17 protein-coding genes and 1 riboswitch are annotated in these 21,130 nt (G+C 60.8%); of the genes, 3 read left to right on the top strand and 14 right to left on the bottom strand.

Annotated features, from left to right (window positions below):
* Positions 1-39: 39 nt before the first annotated feature.
* Positions 40-1,254, bottom strand: a complete 1,215-nt coding sequence (gene serB / locus PSH69_RS02440) for a phosphoserine phosphatase SerB (RefSeq protein ID WP_007939616.1) — start codon at positions 1,252-1,254, stop codon at positions 40-42.
* Positions 1,255-1,388: 134 nt separating this feature from the next.
* Between serB and PSH69_RS02435 the strand changes: the two genes are divergently transcribed.
* Positions 1,389-2,918 carry an AhpA/YtjB family protein gene (locus PSH69_RS02435; protein ID WP_305410942.1) on the top strand — a complete coding sequence of 510 codons (1,530 nt, stop codon included), beginning with the start codon at positions 1,389-1,391 and terminating at the stop codon, positions 2,916-2,918.
* Between the two features lie 252 nt (positions 2,919-3,170).
* On the opposite strand, the gene PSH69_RS02430 is transcribed toward PSH69_RS02435, so the two are convergent.
* From PSH69_RS02430 to PSH69_RS02390, 9 genes are all read right to left on the bottom strand, one after another.
* Complete coding sequence (locus tag PSH69_RS02430; protein WP_305410941.1) at positions 3,171-3,884, bottom strand: membrane integrity-associated transporter subunit PqiC; 714 nt, start codon at positions 3,882-3,884, stop codon at positions 3,171-3,173.
* 176 nt (positions 3,885-4,060) lie between these two features.
* On the bottom strand, positions 4,061-6,325 hold the full coding sequence (parC, locus tag PSH69_RS02425; protein ID WP_064616004.1) for a DNA topoisomerase IV subunit A: 2,265 nt from the start codon (positions 6,323-6,325) through the stop codon (positions 4,061-4,063).
* A gap of 10 nt (positions 6,326-6,335) precedes the next feature.
* Positions 6,336-6,857 (bottom strand): TIGR02281 family clan AA aspartic protease, encoded by a 522-nt coding sequence (locus PSH69_RS02420; protein ID WP_018928522.1) that lies wholly within the window; start codon positions 6,855-6,857, stop codon positions 6,336-6,338.
* Positions 6,854-7,843, bottom strand: a complete 990-nt coding sequence (locus PSH69_RS02415; protein WP_305410940.1) for an esterase-like activity of phytase family protein — start codon at positions 7,841-7,843, stop codon at positions 6,854-6,856. Before PSH69_RS02415 ends, PSH69_RS02420 begins: the two co-directional genes overlap by 4 nt.
* Positions 7,843-9,750 carry a DNA topoisomerase IV subunit B gene (parE, locus tag PSH69_RS02410; protein ID WP_305410939.1) on the bottom strand — a complete coding sequence of 636 codons (1,908 nt, stop codon included), beginning with the start codon at positions 9,748-9,750 and terminating at the stop codon, positions 7,843-7,845. The genes PSH69_RS02415 and parE overlap by 1 nt, the downstream gene beginning before the upstream one ends.
* A 42-nt stretch (positions 9,751-9,792) precedes the next feature.
* Positions 9,793-10,401, bottom strand: coding sequence for a YqiA/YcfP family alpha/beta fold hydrolase (locus PSH69_RS02405; protein ID WP_305410937.1), 609 nt, complete (start codon positions 10,399-10,401; stop codon positions 9,793-9,795).
* A 151-nt stretch (positions 10,402-10,552) separates the two neighbouring features.
* Entirely contained in the window at positions 10,553-11,368 is an 816-nt protein-coding gene (cpdA, locus tag PSH69_RS02400; protein ID WP_305410936.1) for a 3',5'-cyclic-AMP phosphodiesterase, read from the bottom strand.
* A 111-nt stretch (positions 11,369-11,479) separates the two neighbouring features.
* On the bottom strand, positions 11,480-11,932 hold the full coding sequence (locus tag PSH69_RS02395) for a DUF1249 domain-containing protein (protein ID WP_007939629.1): 453 nt from the start codon (positions 11,930-11,932) through the stop codon (positions 11,480-11,482).
* Positions 11,923-12,540, bottom strand: a complete 618-nt coding sequence (locus tag PSH69_RS02390; RefSeq protein ID WP_007939630.1) for an NUDIX domain-containing protein — start codon at positions 12,538-12,540, stop codon at positions 11,923-11,925. The genes PSH69_RS02395 and PSH69_RS02390 overlap by 10 nt, the downstream gene beginning before the upstream one ends.
* Before the next feature lie 229 nt (positions 12,541-12,769).
* Here PSH69_RS02390 and PSH69_RS02385 point away from each other — a divergent pair, with 229 nt between their 5' ends.
* Positions 12,770-13,516 carry an RsiV family protein gene (locus PSH69_RS02385; RefSeq protein WP_305410935.1) on the top strand — a complete coding sequence of 249 codons (747 nt, stop codon included), beginning with the start codon at positions 12,770-12,772 and terminating at the stop codon, positions 13,514-13,516.
* Here the strand turns inward: PSH69_RS02385 and cytX are convergent.
* Both cytX and thiC read right to left on the bottom strand, forming a co-directional pair.
* Entirely contained in the window at positions 13,485-14,777 is a 1,293-nt protein-coding gene (gene cytX, locus PSH69_RS02380) for a putative hydroxymethylpyrimidine transporter CytX (protein ID WP_064616000.1), read from the bottom strand. The genes PSH69_RS02385 and cytX overlap by 32 nt on opposite strands.
* A gap of 213 nt (positions 14,778-14,990) precedes the next feature.
* On the bottom strand, positions 14,991-16,880 hold the full coding sequence (thiC, locus tag PSH69_RS02375; protein WP_018928531.1) for a phosphomethylpyrimidine synthase ThiC: 1,890 nt from the start codon (positions 16,878-16,880) through the stop codon (positions 14,991-14,993).
* A 166-nt stretch (positions 16,881-17,046) separates the two neighbouring features.
* A riboswitch (TPP riboswitch) is annotated at positions 17,047-17,152 on the bottom strand.
* Positions 17,153-17,358: 206 nt separating this feature from the next.
* Between thiC and PSH69_RS02370 the strand changes: the two genes are divergently transcribed.
* A complete protein-coding gene (locus PSH69_RS02370) occupies positions 17,359-18,792 on the top strand; it encodes a TolC family outer membrane protein (RefSeq protein WP_305410934.1) in 1,434 nt (477 codons plus the stop codon).
* A gap of 101 nt (positions 18,793-18,893) precedes the next feature.
* On the opposite strand, the gene waaA is transcribed toward PSH69_RS02370, so the two are convergent.
* Both waaA and PSH69_RS02360 read right to left on the bottom strand, forming a co-directional pair.
* On the bottom strand, positions 18,894-20,171 hold the full coding sequence (waaA, locus tag PSH69_RS02365; protein WP_305410933.1) for a lipid IV(A) 3-deoxy-D-manno-octulosonic acid transferase: 1,278 nt from the start codon (positions 20,169-20,171) through the stop codon (positions 18,894-18,896).
* A gap of 22 nt (positions 20,172-20,193) precedes the next feature.
* Positions 20,194-21,084 carry a LysR family transcriptional regulator gene (locus tag PSH69_RS02360; protein WP_305410932.1) on the bottom strand — a complete coding sequence of 297 codons (891 nt, stop codon included), beginning with the start codon at positions 21,082-21,084 and terminating at the stop codon, positions 20,194-20,196.
* Positions 21,085-21,130: the final 46 nt, after the last annotated feature.

Raw genomic sequence — 21,130 nt, 5'->3', positions numbered from 1 at the left:
GAGCAAGATCGCGATGGGGGCGCCCGGACGGTCGAAAACTCAGAGCTGCCCGTCGCGATCCCGGAAGCCCAGCAGATACAGCACGCCATCCAGCCCAAGGGTGGAAATCGCCTGCTTTGCCGATTGCTTGACCAATGGTTTGGCGCGGAACGCTACGCCCAGCCCGGCAATCGCCAGCATTGGCAGGTCGTTGGCACCGTCACCGACGGCAATCGTCTGCTCCAGACGCAAACCTTCTTTATGCGCCAGTTCACGCAGCAAATCCGCCTTGCGTTGCGCATCGACAATCGGCTCGACCGCCACGCCGGTGACCTTGCCGTCGACCACTTCCAGTTCGTTGGCGAACACATAGTCGATGCCCAGCTTGGCCTGCAGTTGCTTGGCGAAGTAAGTGAAGCCGCCCGACAGAATCGCAGTCTTGTAGCCCAGACGCTTGAGTTCCGCGAATAGGGTTTCGGCGCCCTCGGTCAGGCGCAGGGAAGCACCGATGGAGTCCAGCACGCTGACGTCCAGCCCTTGCAGCAAGGCCAGGCGTTCCTTGAAGCTGGCGCGGAAGTCCAGCTCGCCGGCCATCGCCCGCTCAGTAATCGCGGACACCTGATCGCCAACACCGGCGGCCTTGGCCAGTTCGTCGATGACCTCGGCTTCAATCAGCGTCGAGTCCATGTCGAACACCGCCAGACGACGGTTACGGCGGAACAGCGAATCTTCCTGGAAGGCGATGTCGACGTTCAGCTCTTGCGCGACGCTGAGGAATTCAGCCCGTAGCGCTTGCGGGTCAGCCGCTTCGCCGCGCACGGAAAACTCGATGCAACCCTTGCCCTTGTCGGCCGGGGTGTCCAGCGGCATGCGCCCGGACAGACGGTCGATATGGTCGATGTTCAGACCGTATTTGGCGGTGATCGAACTCACACGCTGCAATTGCTCAGCGGTCACTTTGCGGGTCAACAGGGTGACGATGTGGCGTTTCTTGCCCTGATTGCCGACCCACTGCTGGTAATCCTCTTCGGACACCGGCGTGAAACGCACTTGTTGCTCAAGCTCATAGCCTTTGAACAGGATGTCTTTGAGCACCGAGTTGCCTTGCTCGGTGTCAGGAATTTCAACCAGGATGCCGAACGACAGGGTGTCGTGGATCACCGCCTGACCGATGTCGAGAATGTTCACACCACCCTGGGCCAGAACGCCGGTTATGGCCGCAGTCAGACCCGGACGGTCGACTCCCGTGATGTTTATCAGGACGATTTCGCGCAAGGCGCACCCCCGCAGGTGGAAAAAAACCGCATTCTACCCATTTTCAGTGACCATCGGGCACCGCGAGCGCTTTGACGGCCTAGGGCCTGTCGCTATACTGCGCGTCAACTTCACGGACAAAGAGCCGAGCTCAAGTGAACCGGCCCACGCCAGTAAAAACCGATAACTTCTTTCTGCTGATCTTCCGGGCACTGCGTCATCGCCGTGTACCGATCGCATTACGCATTGCCAGCCATAACGTGATCCTGGTCGCTCTGGCCCTGGTGATCTATGCCTGTGTGATGGGTTTGCAGTTCAAGCAGGCCATGCACGAGCAGGCGGATGCCCTGGGCGAAAGCCTGACTACCCAGACGGCTACGTCGGCCACGGAGCTGTTGGTGTCCAACGACATCCTCAGCCTGAATGTGCTGCTCAACAACCTGACCAAGAACAAGCTGGTGGCCCACGCTGCCATCTACAGCGTGGATAACCGCATCCTCGCCGAAGCCGGTCAGCGTCCCAAGCACGGCCTGCTGGGCGAAGCCGAAGGCATGTACCAGAGCAAGATCACCTTCCAGGACGTGACCGCCGGGCAACTGCGCATCAGTCTGGACATGGATCAGTTCCAGCAGCCGATGACCATCAGCCTGCAAAGCATGGGCATTCTGAGCGCGATTCTGCTGGCGCTGTCCCTGGCCTTGAGCCTGCGCCTGGGCCGCAATATCTCCACGCCGCTGCTGCAATTGCGCGTGTGGCTGCGCAATATCGACGAATACACCCCGGCCACCGAGCGTCAGGATGAAGTCGGCGATCTCGCTCGTCAGCTGCACGCCAATTTCGCGCCGGAGCCGGCTGAACCTGAGCCTGTTCCGGAGCCCGAGTTCGACGACAGCGATGACGACGAAGAGGTCGATCCGGCCTTCGAAGTTCGCAACCTGCGTGATCCGAGCTTCGATGAAACCCGACCGGTGGCAGGTCTCAAGCCTGCGCCGCGGCGCATTGTCAGCACGGTCGAGGACGACGAGGACGACGAAGATCCGTTTGCCGATCTGCGTGACGACTCGACAGACAGTGCGCCGAAATCCGTCGCAAAGCCGCAGGTATCGAACGTACCTCAACACAGCGCGGTACTGGCGGTACAACTGGGCGCACAGGATCAACTGCGTCGCCTGCCCCGCGCACGTCTGGAAGAGCTGCTCAAACGCTACCGCGATTGCCTCGATCAGGCGGCGTCGCTCTACCAGAGCGAACTGCACACCCTGAACGATGGCAGCACGCTGATGCTGTTCCACACCGAAGACAGCGGCGATGACTACCTGACCAACGCCATCTGCTGCGGTGAGTTGCTGCGCGCCCTGGGCCATCAATTGCAGATCGAAGTCGCCGACAGCGGCATCACCCTGCAATTGCAGTTGGGCCTGACACTGGGCGACGAACTGTTCGGCTTGAGCCAGATCGACCTGCTGCTGACCGAAACCGCTCAGGATGCGCTGGCCCTGTCGCAACACAGCCGCAACCTGCTGCTGGTGGAGCGCAAGATCAGCGACGACGCGCTGATTCGCCAGCGTGCGCGGATCCGCCCGATTGCAAGCCCTGAGGGTGCGTGCTGCGTAGAACGCCTGATGGAGCCTTATCCGTCGATGCTGGAGCGGCAACTGGCGCGGATGCACGAACGCCGGGCATAAACCTCAAGGAAGCCCGCAGATGAGTGATCGTCTGCGGGCTGATCGTTCCCATGCTCCGCGTGGGAATGCCTCCAGGGACGCTCCGCGTTCCAGTACATAGAACCTGGCACCGATGTGACGCAGAGCGTCACGGGCTGCATTCCCACGCAGAGCGTGGGTACGATCAGCGTCTTCCTCGAACGCAGGCTCCGCAGCTCCGCAAAAACAACAAAGCCCGCACAAGGCGGGCTTTGTTCTGGACTCAATCCAGGCTCAGAACCTGAATACTTCCATATCCGTACGAATCGGCGAGGCCATCGGGATCTTTGGCTGCTTCTCCGGCTCTGCTGCCGGTGCTACCGGTTTGGCAGCCGGTTTGCGCGGTGCTTCAGCGATCGGTGGCTGATTGGCCAGTGGCTTGAGCGCTGTGGACAGTTGCTCGGCCAGACGCTGCAGCAACACACCCTGGGCCTGAACCTGGGACGCCGTGCCGCCGGAGTGCTGCTCCTGCAGATGAATGATGCGGTTATCACGCACCTGACCACGACGATCGATCAGGCGCCATTGCGCGTCCAGGATCGCCGGTTGCGACACACCCGAGTCCAGACGGGTGATGGTCAGCAGAACCTGAACATCCGGCGTGAAGCCCACTGTCGCAGGTGCCAGGACAACGCGCTGGCTGTCCAGATGACCAGCGACCTGACGCAGCAACAGCTGATCGATGTCCGACGACAGGCTGCCGGCCCAACGACCGTCGGCCGACGCTTGAAGGCTGCCATCCGGCTGACGTTGCAACAAGGTTTCGCGTTGCAGGTAATCAGCAACCGTTACCGGGCCCAACAATACCGCCATGCCCGCGCTTTGCGCAGGCTGAGCCGGACTTCCGCTGTCCAGCTGATACAGCGACACCGGCTGGTGCACGCTGCAACCCGCTAGGCCAAGAACGCCAGCGAGCATCAAAATAAAAGGAAGGCGCAGAGCAGTCATCGTCCCATCCAGGTGGCTGCCACAAGGCTCACCACAGTGAAAATACTCAAAAAATATGAAGAACACTCGGCTACGCCGGCGCTTGAAAGGCCATATCATCCGTGAATATGCGTTCCGACTCCAGCGCCAAAGCGTCGATCTACGCGTTAAATCGTAGATCGAGCGCTCTAGGACGCTTAATTGAGGTTTTCGACGAACAGCGCATCCACCCTCTGGAAGCCCCGTGGCAGTTTGTTACCGCGACGCCCACGCTCACCTTTATAGTGTTCAAGGTCGTCCGCCTTCAGTGACAAGGTACGTTTGCCGGCCTGCAGCACCAAAGTGGCGCCCTCCGGCAAAACAGCGATGTCCGTGACATATTCTTCGCGACTGGCAACACGCTCACCGGGAATCCCGATGATCTTATTCCCTTTACCTTTACCTAATTGTGGCAGATCGCTGATTTTGAAGATCAGCAGGCGACCCTCGGTGGTCACCGAGGCCAGCCAGTTGTGCTCACGGTCGGCCACCGGGCGCGGCAGAATGACCTTGGCGTTGTTCGGCAGGCTCAACAGGGCCTTGCCCGCCTTGTTCTTGGCTTGCAGGTCTTCGCCCTTGACCACAAAACCGTAACCGGCGTCGGATGCGATCACGTACAGCGCATCGTCTTCAGGCATCAGCACGCATTCGAAGCTCGCCCCTGGTGGCGGCGTCAGACGGCCGGTCAGCGGTTCACCCTGGCCACGGGCCGACGGCAGTGTGTGGGATGCAACCGAATAACTGCGGCCGGTGGAGTCGATAAACACGGCAAACTGGTTGGAACGCCCGGCCGCCGAGGTCTTGAAGCCATCCCCAGCCTTGTAGGACAGTCCGGTAGCATCGATGTCGTGACCTTTGGCGGAGCGAACCCAGCCTTTTTCCGACAACACGACCGTCACTTTCTCGTTCGGCAGCAGATCGTGCTCGGTCATCGCCTTGGCTTCGGCGCGCTCGACGATTGGCGAACGACGGTCGTCGCCATAGGTTTCGGCGTCTTTGATCAGCTCGCTGCGTACCAGTTTCTTCAGTTTGGCTTCGCTGCCCAACAGGGCTTGCAGCTTGGCCTGCTCCTTGAGCAGTTCGTCCTGCTCGGCACGCAGCTTCATTTCTTCCAGTCGCGCCAACTGACGCAAACGGGTGTCGAGAATGTAATCGGCCTGGATCTCGCTCAGGGCGAAACGCTCGATCAGGCTGGCCTTTGGATGCTCCTCGGTACGGATGATGTGGATCACTTCATCCAGGTTGAGGTAGGCAATCAGCAAGCCGTCCAACAGGTGCAGGCGACGCTCGACCTTGTCCAGACGGAATTGCAGGCGTCGACGCACGGTCCGCACGCGGAATTCCAGCCATTCCACCAGCAATGCACGCAGGTTCTTGAGCTGCGGCTTGCCGTCGAGGCCAATGATATTGATGTTGACCCGATAGCTGGATTCCAGCTCGGTGGTCGCGAACAGGTGCTGCATCAGCGCTTCGTGATCGACCCGGCTGTTGACCGGAATAATCACGATGCGGCAAGGGTTCTCGTGGTCCGACTCGTCGCGCAAGTCCGCGATCTGCGGGGCTTTCGACGGTTTGGCCTGCATCATCGCGGCAATCTGCTCGAGCACTTTGGCACCAGAGACCTGGTGCGGCAGCGCCGTCACGACGATGTCGCCGTCTTCGACGTGGTAAACAGCGCGCATGCGCACCGAACCGCGACCGGTTTCGTAGATTTTCAGCAGGTCGGCGCGCGGCGTGATGATTTCCGCTTCGGTCGGATAATCCGGGCCCTGAATGTGTTCGCAGAGCTGCTCGACCGTGGCTTTCGGTTCATCCAGCAAGCGCACGCAAGCGGTCGCGACTTCGCGCAAGTTATGCGGCGGAACGTCGGTGGCCATGCCCACGGCGATACCGGTGGTGCCGTTGAGCAGGATGTTCGGCAAACGGGCCGGCAACACCAGAGGTTCTTCCAGGGTGCCGTCGAAGTTCGGGCCCCAGTCCGCCGTGCCCTGGCCCAGTTCGCTGAGCAGCACTTCGGAATAACGCGACAGCCGCGCTTCGGTGTAACGCATGGCCGCGAAGGACTTGGGATCATCCGGCGCACCCCAGTTACCCTGGCCGTCGACCAGCGTGTAGCGGTAGCTGAACGGCTGGGCCATCAGGACCATGGCTTCGTAGCACGCCGAGTCGCCGTGTGGGTGGAATTTACCGAGCACGTCACCGACGGTACGCGCCGACTTCTTGTGCTTGGAATCGGCGTCCAGCCCCAACTCGCTCATCGCATAGACGATGCGTCGCTGTACCGGTTTCAGGCCGTCGCCGATATGCGGCAAGGCACGGTCCATGATCACGTACATGGAGTAGTTGAGGTAGGCATTTTCGGTGAAGTCAGCCAGTGACCGGCGTTCTACACCGTCCAGGCTGAGATCAAGGGAGTCGCTCATGCGGGCCTCATTATTTCGTGGTCTGGCGCAGCAGCATGGTGCCACCGCGCTGGGTAAATTCAAGTTTGTTCAGTGCGCTCATGCCGAGCAGCACTTGATTGCCGTGCAAACCGGGCGCCACCAGCGCGCGAACGTCACGCAGCACGATGGCGCCCAGTTGCAGCCGGTCGAGGCGGGTTCGATAGCCCTCGCTCAAGCCATTGGCCGTGCTCAGGGTCACCCCGAAGCCTTTTTCCAGTTTCAATCGTTCAGCCATTTCGGCCGGGATCGACACATCGGTTGCGCCGGTATCGAGCATGAACTCCACGGGCTGGCCGTTGATCTGGCCGGTGGCGACAAAATGCCCCTGGCTGTTGCCGATCAGCTTCACCTCGATAAAACCCTGGCCCTGCTCAGAGCTGACGACGGTATTGGGATTCTGTTGACGCTCCTCCCATTGACCGAAGAACCGCGTCGCCAGAAACAACGCGGCGCCCCAGGCCAGCACCATCAACACCCGACCGGCGCGTTTGCCCGGCGGTTGCTGACTCATGGCTTGGCACTCCAGCCACCTTCAGGCGCGGCAAAGCGCCAGACAATCGGCCGTACTTCACCGTCGGCGCGCGCACCGTTGTTGTTGTCGATACCGATCCAGGCACCGTCAGCGTCGATGATCAGCGCTTCCGCCAGCCCAAAGGGCTGTGAATAACGACGGTTTTCCTGCAAGGCCTCGGCGGCAAACGACCAGCAGCGCTCGACCTTGGTTGTCACCGCATCACGGCGACAGATCTGAAAGGCGTTGCGCTCAAGGGTAAACAGCTTGCCGTCGAACAATGAAAGATCAGCAAAATCCCGAGGGCGCGCTCTGGCGTGGGGAAATTGCGCTGGCTGCATTTCCACCCCGCCTTCACTTAGCAGCACACAGCTACCGTCGCAGTCCCACACTGTTTGCTGGCGCTTGATCAGCAGCAAACCGCGGCGCTCACGTTCGGCGGCCAGCCACAGCGTGTCACCGGCCGGATTGATCGCCAGGCCTTCGAACAACGCATTGAAGTGCAACAACATGCCGCTGGCCCGCGCTTCGCGCACCAGCATCGGCGAGATTTTCAGCCAGGACGCAGGCCCGGTTGGCGGTACTTGCAACACCGCGGCGTGGCCTTCGCTGACGATGTAACGATTGCCCGCGCTGTCACAGGTGATGCCTTCGAAATCCAGATCCCCGCCCCGCACGAACGATGCCGCCCAAGTCCGCGCACGCAAGCCCCAAGGCAAACCGGTGTCGGGCACCAAGGGTACATCGATGTGCACGGTTTCAGCTTGCCAAGTGGTGGTGCGCGTGTCGAGGCGATAGATTTGATCATCGTCGCGATCCGAAACGGTCCACAGCTCCTTGCCACACTGGGCCAGCCCCGACAGATTGCCGCCGCGCATGCCGTCGACGGCATGTTCGGACAACAGCCGCAGCTCTGGCGCGGGTTGCGCGCAAATCGTCACCGAAGTCAGTAGCAACGCACACGCCAGGGCCCAGCCAAAGCGCATCAGCCCAGAACCTCGGCCAGGTTGCCTTTGGATTCCAGCCAGGTCTTGCGATCGCCCGCGCGTTTTTTCGCCAGCAGCATGTCCATCATTTCCGAGGTTTCGGCGAAATCTTCACCCAGCGTCAGTTGCACCAGGCGCCGCGTGTTCGGGTCCATGGTGGTTTCGCGCAACTGTGGCGGGTTCATTTCACCCAGGCCTTTGAATCGGGTGACCTGCGGCTTGCCGCGTTTCTTCTCGGCCACCAGGCGATCGAGGATGCCGTCGCGCTCGGCCTCGTCGAGGGCGTAGTAGATTTCTTTGCCCAGGTCGATACGGTACAGCGGCGGCATCGCGACGTAGACGTGACCGGCCTCCACCAGTGGGCGGAAATGCTGGACGAACAAGGCGCAGAGCAAGGTGGCGATGTGCAGACCATCGGAGTCGGCGTCGGCGAGGATGCAGATCTTGCCGTAACGCAACTGGCTCATGTCCGCCGCGCCCGGGTCGACACCAATCGCCACGGCGATGTTGTGCACTTCCTGGCTGGCCAGCACTTCGCTGCCGTCGACTTCCCAGGTGTTCAGGATCTTGCCGCGCAATGGCAGGATCGCCTGAAATTCTTTGTCCCGCGCTTGCTTGGCCGAACCACCGGCGGAATCACCTTCCACCAGGAACAACTCGGAACGCATCGGGTCCTGCCCGGCGCAGTCGGCGAGCTTGCCCGGCAATGCCGGCCCTTGGGTAATGCGTTTGCGCTCGACCTTCTTGCTGGCCTTCAGACGACGACCGGCGTTGTTGATCGCCAGTTCGGCCAGCAACATGCCGGTTTCCGGGTTGGCGTTGAGCCACAGGCTGAAAGCATCCTTGACCACACCGGAAACGAAGGCGGCCGCTTCACGGGAGGACAGGCGCTCCTTGGTCTGGCCGGAGAATTGCGGTTCCTGCATCTTCATCGACAGGACGAAGGCGATACGTTCCCAGACGTCTTCCGGCGCCAGCTTCACACCACGCGGCAACAGGCTGCGGAACTCGCAGAACTCGCGCATGGCGTCGAGCAAGCCCTGACGCAGACCGTTGACGTGAGTACCGCCCTGGGCTGTCGGGATCAGGTTGACGTAGCTTTCCTGAACGCTGTCGCCGCCCTCGGGCAACCACAGCAACGCCCAATCGACGGCTTCCTTGTTACCGGCCAGGCTGCCGCAGAACGGCTCGTCAGGCAGGCGTTCAAATTCGCTGACCGCGTCTACCAGGTAGGAGCGCAAGCCGTCTTCGTAATGCCATTCGACTTTCTCGCCGGTGGCCTTGTCTTCAAAACTGACCAGCAACCCCGGGCACAGAACGGCCTTGGCCTTGAGCACGTGCTTGAGGCGGCTGATGGAGAATTTCGGTGAATCGAAATACTTCGGGTCCGGTGCGAAAAATACGCTGGTGCCGGTATTGCGCTTGCCGACAGTACCGATGACTTCCAGCTCGGTTTTCTTGTAACCGTCGGCGAAGGTCATCTGGTATTCGTTGCCGTCGCGTTTTACACGCACCCGGACTTCGGTCGACAAGGCATTGACCACGGAAATACCCACCCCGTGCAAACCGCCGGAGAACTGGTAGTTCTTGTTGGAAAACTTGCCGCCCGCATGGAGTTTGGTGAGGATCAGCTCGACGCCCGACACACCCTCTTCCGGGTGAATGTCCACCGGCATGCCACGGCCGTCATCGCTGACTTCCAGGGAGTGATCGGCGTGCAGGATGACCTGCACCGACGTCGCGTGCCCGGCCAAGGCTTCGTCGACGCTGTTGTCGATGACTTCCTGGGCGAGGTGGTTCGGCCGACTGGTGTCGGTGTACATGCCGGGGCGTTTGCGCACCGGGTCGAGGCCCGAGAGGACTTCGATGGCGTCGGCGTTATAAGAGCTAGCGCTGGGAGTGGCCATGGGGTCTCGTCGTCAGTGTTCAGTGAAAATAGGGGGCAATGATCACAGTGCTGTGAAATCGATCGCCTGATACAAATCTGCGCCGATGCCGGCAAAACTCAATATGGCCGGCAGTTGCGCGGCAAAACCCTGGAAACTATGGTCGCCGCCGGCCTGAATGCGCAAGGCACAGGCCCGGTAATATTGCTGGGCGAGGCGATAATCCAGCGTTTCATCACCGGTCTGCAACCACACCTGAAACCGCTGCGGATCCTGGGGCGCCGGCACTTCCAGCTCGGCCAGGGCCGTCACATGGTCGTGGGTCATTTCCCAGGTCTCATTGGTATACAGGTTTTTCTGCGTCCCCAGAAATCCGTCGAACATCCGGTGCGGGCTGACGGCAGGGTTGATCAGCAGGGCTTTCAAGCCATGGCGCTCGGCCAGGTGAGTCGCATAGTAGCCGCCGAGTGAGCTGCCGACCAGCAGTGGCCGCCCCAGCTCGGCAATCGCCTGCTCCAGCTGACCGATGGCCTCGCGGGGATGGTGATGCAAGGCCGGCACACGCAACTGATCGCTCAAGCCCAGCCGTTCCATCACATTCATCAACTGACAGGCCTTTTTCGACGCTGGCGCGCTGTTGAAACCGTGGATATAAAGGATCGAACCAGACATTTGAGCCCCCTGTGCGTCGGGTAAAGAAGGCGGAGTTTACAGGGACTCGGGGGGAATCGGGGACATGCGTGGGATTCATGTCTCCTGAACGGATGCCATCGCGGGCAAGCTCGCGATGGCCACGCCTCGGTCTTTGAAAATGACAAAGAAATCAGTAGCCGTTGGAGCCGTAATCAATCTGGAAATCGAACCCGGTCACGCGCTCAACGCCAGTTTCAAGCTGACCATCGGGCAACAGCCGTAACCACCGATACCCCGGCGCCTGCTCACTCACCTTGAAATCGTCGCTGCCCGGCTCGAACTGGATGCAGGTCGAGGGCGATGCGATCAGGCGAACACCGTTGCGCACTTGATCAATCTCCTGATGAACATGCCCCCAAAGCACCGCACGCACCTGCGCAAATCGATCCAGCACCGCGAACAACGCCTCTGGATTGCGCAATCCAATGGGCTCCATCCACGCACACCCGATCGACACCGGATGATGATGGAAACACACCAGATGATGCCGCTGCGGCGCCTCGCTCAACGAGCGCACGAGCAATTGCAACTGCTCATCCTGTAAATACCCCGGCACCGAACCCGGCACCGCCGAATCGAGCAACGTCACCCGCCAGTTGCCGATGTCCACCACCGGCTCCAGCAATGCACTGTGCACCGCCGCCTCGGCCATGATCCGCGGCTCGTCGTGATTACCGGGGATCCAGCGCGCCGGGGCATCGATCTGCCGGGTCAGGTCGCGAAACAGCTGGTACGACTCCAGCGTCCCGTCCTGGGACAGATCGCCAGTGGCAATCATCAGATCGATCTGCGGTTGCTGCTTCAATACCAGCTCAATCACCTGTTGCAGGCTGTCGCGGGTATTCATGCCCAGCAACGTCGCGTCCGCCTCGGCAAACAGATGACTGTCGGAGAGTTGCACCAGCAACGCCGGATCGGCGGTGGTCAAAGTGGATACGCTCGGCAAGGCGTTCTCCCAGGGCGTGATCACGGGATTGGAAAGTGCCGCAATTATGCTGGGGGACGATCAAAAGAGGAAACCTGTGAACCGGAAGCAGTTCACAACTACACAGCACTCTTAGCGCACAACGGCGTACTCGTGTCCGCAAGCCAGGCAATGACTCAGCCATTCCCCCAGGAACAGATTGAGTTGAGCCTTTTCGTCCGGCTGATGCATCGCGGCGTTCGGGTAAGGATAGATGCCGCGAAAGCGTCGTGCATGTTCGGCGCTGATAACTTCAGCCATGCGCGCGTCGTGATACACCTGCACTTCCAGTTGCGGCACCGGCAACCAGGGCAGGCTGTGTTCCTGACGCACTTGCAGGGTGGTGGTGTATGGACAGGCTTGCAGCACTTCCAGGGCCAGCACGCCCAGCATCTGGTCACCCTGGGTCACGGCAATGCGCCGGGCCGCCGGATCGTTGCGCATGTCCGGCAACAGTCGCATCAGGCGCGCGTAGTTGGCCTCGCAAGAGGCTTGCAGCCCCACGAGGTCGACCCGATAGCGATCGCGCAGCTTGTTTACGACCATAACCCCCTCACTTCCACGCGGTTCAAAGCCAGCCACTGCAAGGCAATGATGCTCGCCGCGTTGGCAATACGTCCGTCACGCACGGCTTGCAGGGCATCTTCAAAAGCCCAGACCGTGACGCGAATATCTTCTGCCTCTTCCTCCAGCCCATGCAGGCCGCCAACCCCGGCACTGTCACAACGCCCCAGGTACAAATGCACAAACTCGTTACTGCCGCCCGGTGATGGAAAATATTTGGTCATCGGCCAGAGCGCCCCGAACACAAGTCCAGCTTCCTCCTGCGCTTCGCGGTGAGCAACTTCTTCCGGTATTTCATCCTTGTCGATCAGACCGGCGACCAGCTCGATCAGCCACGGATTGTCGGTCTTGCCCATGGCGCCGACGCGAAACTGTTCGATCAGCACCACTTCGTCGCGCTGTGGGTCATAAGGCAGCACACACACTGCATCGTGGCGCAAGAACACTTCACGATTGATCTCGCGACTCATGCCACCGTCAAACAATTCGTGGCGCAAGTGCACGCGGTCGAGCTTGTAGAAGCCCTCGTAGCACTTTTCGCGCCGAACGATATCAACGGCGGTCGGAATGGCGTTGGCAAAATCAGTCATGACAATCCTCGTTTACTGCAAATTCGTTACGAGGCTCCTTTTTGTTACTTGCAACCTCGACTTCGCGCCATCCTAACGCGCCCGCGATGTTTGATGCAGCCCCTTTACAGTCAGCGGGATAGACGGTGAGGGCGAAACCAACTCTAATTAGCTTAGTGGCGAACTGACTGCCTCGTTGAGAGTCGAAGCGGGTAACTTTTCGCCTTCCCCTGTTTCATTAAGGACGCCCATGTCGCTTTTCAAGATCGCCTCCGTGGCCGCCATCGCCCTGACCCTGGGTGCGTGCCAGAGTCTTTTCCAGCCCAATTACCGGGCGCCGCTGGAAACCACCCGCGACGCTTCCGAACAGCTGAAACCGGGTTGCGCCAACCCTGACTGCCCGCTGGTGAACATCGATACGCTGCACTTCCCGGCTGAGCCTGCGCTTGACGGCATCATCGAAAAACGTTTGCTGCAAATGACCCGCACTTCACCCGACGCCCCTGTAGCGCCGACACTGGCGGCGTATCGTGAGCAATTTTTGAGCAGAGCCGAGCCGCGCTACAGCAGCTACTTGCAAGCCAAGGTACGTGAGCAGCATGACGGCTTGGTGATCATTGAATTGTCCAGCTACCTGGACAATGGCGGTGCGCATGGCACGCCGGGCCGCGGTTTCATCAACTACTCGCGTCAGCAGCATAAAGTGCTGACGCTGTCGGACATGGTGATCCCGGGGCAGGAAGAAGCGTTCTGGAAAGCGGCCCAGGTGGCGCACAACAGCTGGCTGATCAGCACCAAACTCGATCAGGAACCAGAGTTCGTCAAGAGCTGGCCCTTCGTGAAAACCCAGAACGTGGCGTTGACGTACGGCGGGGTGATCCTCAAGTACGAAGTGAGCACCCTTGCGCCTTACGCATTGGGCCACGTCGAACTGAAGATCCCCTACCCACGCCTGAACGGCATTCTCAAGCCTGAGCTGTTTCCCGGCCGTAGCTGAAGGCTCGACCAAGCACCAGTTGCAGCAGCCCTGCCAGTACCAGCGACGGCAGGGTTGCGCCGATGTCCGGATAGAGATTGGCCAGCAAGTGATAAGTGCTCACCCCGCCCAGCCAGGCGAGCAACGCCGGCCAGCGCAAGGCAGCCGATGCCACACGGGCACTGCGTTTGCGCAGGATGAAGTGATCCACCAGCACCACGCCGAACAGCGGCGCAAACACCGAACCGATCAACAGCAGGAAATTCTGGTACTGGGCCAATGGCGCCAGGCAAGCGATCAGCGTGCAGATCACGCCGATGGCCAAGGCCAGATGCTCGACTTTCAAGCGCAGCAGAATCCCGCTGGACACCGCCGCCGAATGAATATCGGCAAAGGCGTTTTCTGATTCATCCAACAGAATCAACAGCAACGGAATCCCCAGGCCCGCACCGGCCAGCGCCAGCAGCAAGGCATTCACTTCACCGCTCGGCGCGAACGCCAGGGTGTACGCCACGCCCAGGCTCATCAGCCAGAAGTTACCGATAAAGAAACCCAGCGCCGTACCGCCGAACACATTTTTCGCACGCTTGCCGAAGCGCGAGTAGTCGGCAATCAGCGGTAGCCAGGACAGCGGCATCGCGATCGCAATGTCGAAGCCCACGGCGAACGGCATCGAACCATCACCGGCCTGCGCCCACAACGCCGCCAGGTCGGCCTTGGCGAACAGGTTCCAGGTCAGCCAGATGCACGCGGCCAGCAACAGCCAGATGCCCCACTTGCGCAGGATCTTGCGCACGAAGGTCAGCGGACCGCTGACCGCCAGCAAAGTCGCCAGTGCACCGAAGAACAGCGTCCATAGCAGCGGGTTCGACCACAGGCTGCCTTCGCTGAATGCACGGGCGCCGAGCAGGCTGGCGGCGTCGCGCATCACGATGATTTCGAACGAACCCCAACCGATCAGTTGCAGCAGGTTCAGCACCGCCGGAAGGCTTGCGCCTTTTGCACCGAGGCTGAGTTTGAGCGCGGCCATCGATGACAGGCCGGTGTCACTGCCGATCACGCCGACAGCGGCCAGCAACAGCACGCCGACCAGCGTGCCGAGAAAAATCGCCAGCAATGAACCGGACAGACCCAGACCCGGCGCGAGCAAAGCGCCGGTCTGCAATACCATCAGGCCAATGCCGAGGGAGAACCACAGGGAAAACAGATCCCGACCGCCGAAGACGCGTTTGTCGGTCGGCACCGCGGTATCCGGGGAGTAAGTGCTGGGTTGGATGCTCAAGGGGTGTTATCTCAGAGGGACATTTGTTGTCGTGTTGACCACCCTTTGTGGCGAGGGAGCTTGCTCCCGCTGGTCTGCGAAGCAGACCCAAAACAAGTCACCGCGGTCTGACAGTCAGGTTGCGATTACCGATTTTACGACTGCTTCGCAGCCGAGCAGGAGCAAGCTCCCTCGCCACAAGGGTAAGCGGCGCACCCTAGTGCGCCGGTCAGATCAAACCTTCTTGTACAGCTGACTGCCTTCCTGCTTGAACCGCTCAGCCTGTTCCGCCAGTCCCTTGGCGACTTCGGCATCGACGGTTTCGATCCGCTGGTTGGCCGCGTACTCACGGACTTCCTGGGTGATCTTCATCGAGCAGAATTTCGGCCCGCACATGGAGCAGAAGTGCGCGACCTTGGCCGAATCCTTCGGCAGGGTTTCATCGTGGTACGAGCGCGCGGTGTCTGGATCGAGGCCCAGGTTGAACTGGTCTTCCCAACGGAATTCGAAACGCGCCTTGCTCAAGGCGTTGTCGCGAATCTGTGCCCCCGGATGCCCTTTGGCCAGGTCGGCGGCGTGAGCGGCGATCTTGTAGGTGATGATCCCGGTCTTCACGTCATCCTTGTTCGGCAGGCCCAAGTGCTCCTTCGGCGTCACGTAGCAGAGCATGGCGCAACCGAACCAGCCGATCATCGCCGCACCGATACCGGAAGTGATGTGGTCGTAGCCTGGGGCGATGTCGGTGGTCAGTGGGCCGAGGGTGTAGAACGGCGCCTCGTCGCAGCACTCCAGCTGCTTGTCCATGTTCTCTTTGATCAACTGCATCGGCACGTGGCCCGGGCCTTCGATCATGCACTGCACGTCATGCTTCCAGGCGATTTTGGTCAGCTCGCCGAGGGTTTCCAGTTCACCGAATTGCGCTTCGTCGTTGGCGTCGGCAATCGAGCCCGGACGCAGGCCATCGCCCAGCGAGAAGCTGACGTCGTAGGCCTTCATGATTTCGCAGATGTCTTCGAAATGGGTGTAGAGGAAGTTTTCCTTGTGGTGCGCCAGGCACCACTTGGCCATGATCGAACCGCCACGGGAGACGATGCCGGTCACGCGCTTGGCAGTCAGCGGCACGTAGCGCAGCAACACGCCGGCGTGGATGGTGAAGTAGTCGACGCCCTGCTCGGCCTGTTCGATCAGTGTGTCGCGGAACAACTCCCAGGTCAGGTCTTCGGCGACACCATTGACCTTCTCCAGTGCCTGATAGATCGGCACGGTACCGATCGGCACCGGCGAGTTACGGATGATCCATTCGCGAGTTTCGTGAATGTGCTTGCCGGTGGACAGGTCCATGACCGTGTCCGAACCCCAGCGAATGCCCCAGGTCAGTTTCGCCACTTCTTCTTCGATGGACGAACCCAAGGCACTGTTGCCGATGTTGCCGTTGATCTTCACCAGGAAGTTACGGCCGATGATCATCGGTTCCAGTTCGGTGTGGTTGATGTTGGCCGGAATGATCGCGCGACCGCGGGCGATCTCTTCACGGACGAATTCCGGGGTGATGATTTTCGGCACGCTGGCGCCAAAGCTGTGGCCGGCGTGTTGCTGGTCCAGCAGGCCGGCGGCGCGGGCCACTTCGAGCTTCATGTTTTCGCGGATGGCGACGTATTCCATCTCGGCGGTGATGATGCCTTTACGGGCGTAGTGCATCTGGCTGACGTTGGCACCCGGCTTGGCGCGGCGCGGGTTGTTGACGTGGGCGAAACGCAGCTTGGTCAGTTCCGGATCGGCGAGGCGTTCCTGGCCGAAATTGGAGCTCAGGCCGGACAGGCGCTCGGTGTCGCCACGGGATTCGATCCACGGCGACCGCACATCGCCCAGGCCTTTGCGCACATCGATGGTGACATTGGGGTCGGTGTACGGACCCGAGGTGTCATACACCACCACCGGCGCGTTGATTTCGCCGCCGAAGTCGGTCGGGGTCACATCCAGGCTGATTTCGCGCATCGGCACGAGGATGTCGGGGCGTGTGCCCTGAACATAGATTTTTTGCGAGCGGGTAAACGGCTGAACCGATTGCTGATCGACCTTGGCCGAGTCACTCAGGTTGGTTGCGCTTTTTGATTTTGTAGTCATCACGGGCTCTCCAGACACACATCCAGGCGGTGGATTTTTGTCGGAGCGAACCTGTAAACGAATGGACGCACGTGCGCTGGAAATTCCAGCAAGTGCTGTGCTCGATGCTCGAGGGGTGTTCGATTGTCGAACAACATCCCGGACGAAGCACAAGAGGACTCGCCGGGTGACGAGAAATCTTGTTCCCTACGCAGGCGCTAACCTGATCAGGTTCAACGGGATCCGAAATTATTCGATCTCAGCCTCATAGCAAGGCACCCCGACAAGAACCCGGCCAGTCTAGACATAACCGGCAAAGAACGCCAACACCACGGTAAACACCATGATGAATGGCGCAATCAGCGGATTGTTGCCGTGCCTGCGTGCAACTACACTCGCTACGCCGTGCCGCGCCTTGACGCTCTGCCTTGACGCTGCAGTGCGCCGCGCCGTAGCCTTGGCGCTCAAATTATCAGCGTAATTTTTTAGGGATGGCCTCATGCTGCGCAAACTCTCACTGGCCCTTGCCGTGTCTTGTGCGTCCAATGGAATGGCCTGGGCAGCAGAAGCGCCCTTATCGACCAAGACCGACCTGGTCAGCGTCTATCAGGAAGCGGTGGACAACAACGCCGATATCGCCGCCGCCCGCGCCCAATACGGCGCCCAGAAGGAAGTCGTGCCCCAGGCCCGCGCCGGACTGCTGCCCAACCTGTCGGCCGGGGCCAACCTGAACGACACCCGCACCGCGCTCGATCAACCATCGGTGACCTCGAACCGCAGTGGCACGGTGTATCAGGCGACCCTGTCGCAACCGATTTTCCGCGCCGACCGCTGGTTCCAGTTCCAGGCCGCCAAGGACGTCAACGAACAGGCCGCCCTGCAACTTTCGGCCACCGAACAGAACCTGATCCTGCAAAGCGCCGAAAGCTACTTCAACGTGCTGCGCAGCCAGGACAACCTGGCCTCGACCAAGGCCGAAGAAGCAGCCTTCAAACGCCAGCTCGACCAGTCCAACGAGCGCTTCGACGTCGGCCTGTCGGACAAGACCGATGTGCTGCAATCCCAGGCCAGTTACGACACGGCGCGGGCCAACCGGATTCTCGCCCAGCGTCAGGTGGATGACGCGTTCGAAGCGCTGATCACCCTGACCAACCGCCAGTACAACTCGATCCAGGGCATCGTCCATACCCTGCCGATCCTGCCGCCGGCACCGAACGACGCCAAGGCCTGGGTCGATACCGCCGCCAAACAGAATCTGAATTTGCTGGCCAGCAACTACGCGGTGAGCGCTGCCGAAGAGACCCTCAAGCAGCGCAAGGCCGGCCATGCGCCCACCCTGGATGCGGTCGCGCAATACAAGAAAGGTGATAACGACGCCCTCGGCTTTACCAACCCGAGCCCGAACGGCGTGCGTTACGGTGGCGATGTCGAACAACGCACCGTCGGCCTGCAACTGAGCATCCCGATCTACAGCGGTGGGCTGACCAGCTCCCAGGTGCGCGAGTCTTACTCACGGCTGGATCAGACCGAGCAACAACGCGAAGCGTTGCGTCGCCAGGTCGTGGAAAACACCCGCAATCTGCACCGCGCCGTGAACACCGACGTCGAACAGGTGCAGGCACGTCGGCAGTCAATCATTTCCAACCAGAGCGCGGTGGAAGCGACCGAAATCGGTTATCAGGTGGGGACGCGCAACATCGTCGACGTGCTCGATGCCCAGCGTCAGCTGTACACCTCGGTGCGCAACTACAACAACACGCGCTACGACTACATCCTCGACAACCTGCGCCTGAAGCAGGCCGCCGGCACCTTGAACCCAGGGGACTTGCAGGACCTGACGCGTTATCTCAAAGCCGATTACAACCCGGACAAGGACTTCTTGCCACCGGATCTGGCGAAGGCTGCGGCGGAACAGCTCAAAGCCAAACCTTAAAAGCAAAAGATCGCAGCCTTCGGCAACTCCTACATTGGGATTGATATACACCCTGTAGGAGTTGCCGAAGGCTGCGATCTTTTTGTTTCAGGCAACTGGGTCTAACGCTCGATCAACCGCCCCAACCCATCCAGCAATCGCTGCAACGCACCCTGATTGGTGCGCATCACCTTCAGCCCCGCCTCCGCCATCCGCTGCGCATCACGCGGCAGTTCGAACAGCCGCTGCACCGCCAGCGCCAGCCCTTCGGCATCATCGACCTCGGCCAACGCTCCGGCGCTGCGTAACTGCGCGGCGATTTCGAGGAAGTTGAACAGGTGCGGCCCGCTGAGCACCGGTTTGGCCAGGGCCGCCGGCTCCAGCAGGTTATGGCCGCCGTTGGGCACCAGGCTGCCGCCGACGAAAGCGCTGTCGGCCAAGGCATAGAGAAACAGCAACTCGCCCATGGTGTCGCCCAGCAACACCGAAGTGTCCGCGGTCACCGGCTCGCCCGTCGAACGCCGTACCGTGGCGAAACCTTTTTGCCGGCACAACTCGAACACCGGATTGAAACGCTCCGGGTGACGCGGCACCAGAATCAGCAAGGCATCGGGGTGATTGACCAGCAGCCGACGATGGGCATCGAGCACCACTTCGTCTTCGCCTTCATGGGTACTCGCGGCGATCCACACCGGGCGTTCCAGCGCCTGCCATTGTCCCCGCAATTCGGCGGCACGCTGCAACAGCTGCGGATCGATGGTCAGGTCGAACTTGATCGAACCGGTCACTTCGACGGTTTCCGGGCGCGCGCCCAAATCGCGGAAACGCTGGGCCTCGGCTTCGGTCTGCACTGCGAACAGGCTCATCTCGGCGAGCATCGGCCGGGTCAGTTTATGGAAGCGGCCATAGCCCTTGGCCGAGCGTTCGGACAGTCGCGCATTGGCCAGGGCCACGGGAATCCCGCGTTTGGCGCACTGATGGATATGGTTGGGCCAGAGCTCGGTTTCCATGATCACCGCCAGTATTGGCCGGGCCCGATCAAGGAATCGCGCCGCAGCGCAAGGCAAGTCATAAGGCAAATAGCAGTGCTGGATGCGCGGCTCGTTGGCAAACAGCGCCTGGATGCGCTCAGACCCGGTCGGGGTCATGCAGGTGACGGTGATCGGCAGCGTCGGATATCGCTGCAGCAAGGCACGGATCATTGGCGCCGCGGCGATGCTTTCGCCCACCGACACCGCGTGCACCCAAAGGCCGTCCGGCTTCATCGCCGGTAGCGCGAGGGAGAAACGCTCGCCAATGCGCTTGGCGTACGCCGGCGCCTTGCGCGCCCGCAACCAAAGCCGAATCGCTACCAATGGCAGCCCCAGGTAAAACAGCGCGGTGTAGAGGGTTCTATTCATGGCGGCGGAGTTTATCGGTTTTTTAGCCAATCGCCTGCAAGTGCACGGCAAAACGTTCCGCCAGCCAACGGGCTGCCGGGCCGAGGGGCTCGTCGCGGCGCCAGACCAGCTCCACAATCAATGCCGGCGGCGTCCATTCGCTGGTCAGTTCGACCATCAGATTCTGATACGCCGGGTACTGCACCACGTGGCGCGGCAACCAGGCCCAGCCGAGGCCGCGCATCACCCATTCGGCCATCACATAGAAACTGTCGGCACGCCAGACCTGCGGGCTGGCCGGCTCACTGCCGGGATAGACGCTGGACTGCGTGGACATCAGCAGCTGTCGATGCTGCGCCAGTTGCTGGCAATTGACCTGCGTCTGCTGCGCCAATGGATGCCCCACGCCGCACACCGTGACCATTTCAACGCTGCCCAGCACTCGGCGCTCAAGGGCTTCGGGAATCTGCTCGTGATAAAACAGCAAGCCCAGGTCGGCCCGACGTTCCACCAGTTTGCGCGCGACGTCACCCTGGGCAGCGCTGGTCAGTTGCACTTCGAGGCTGGGAAATTGTTCGGCCAGGGCTTCGAAGCTTTCAACCACTGCCTGATAAGGCATTGCCTCGTCCTGCGCCACCCGCAAACTCGCTTCCTGACCGCGCATCATCGCTAGTGCCCGGCCGTTGAGGCGCTCACACTGGCGCAGCACTTCCCGCGCCTCTTCAAGCAGCGCGGTGCCGGCTTCGGTGAGTCTCGGCTGGCGACCACTGCTGCGATCGAACAGGCTGACGCCCAGGTCTTCTTCCAGCAGCGCAATCGAACTGCTGACCGCCGACTGCGCCTTGCGCTGATCCCGCGCCACCGCGGAAAAGGAACGCTGTTCCGCGACACTGACAAACAAGTGCAGCTGTTCCAGACTCCATTGCATGTTCATGGCTCAACCCATCTTCAGAACAGATAGGTAATGACTTTACCGCATC

This window comes from Pseudomonas sp. FP1740 (genome assembly GCF_030687165.1).
GTDB lineage: Bacteria > Pseudomonadota > Gammaproteobacteria > Pseudomonadales > Pseudomonadaceae > Aquipseudomonas.
The sequence above is the reverse complement of the archived record's forward strand: the minus strand, read 5'-3'. Positions and strand labels throughout refer to the sequence as shown.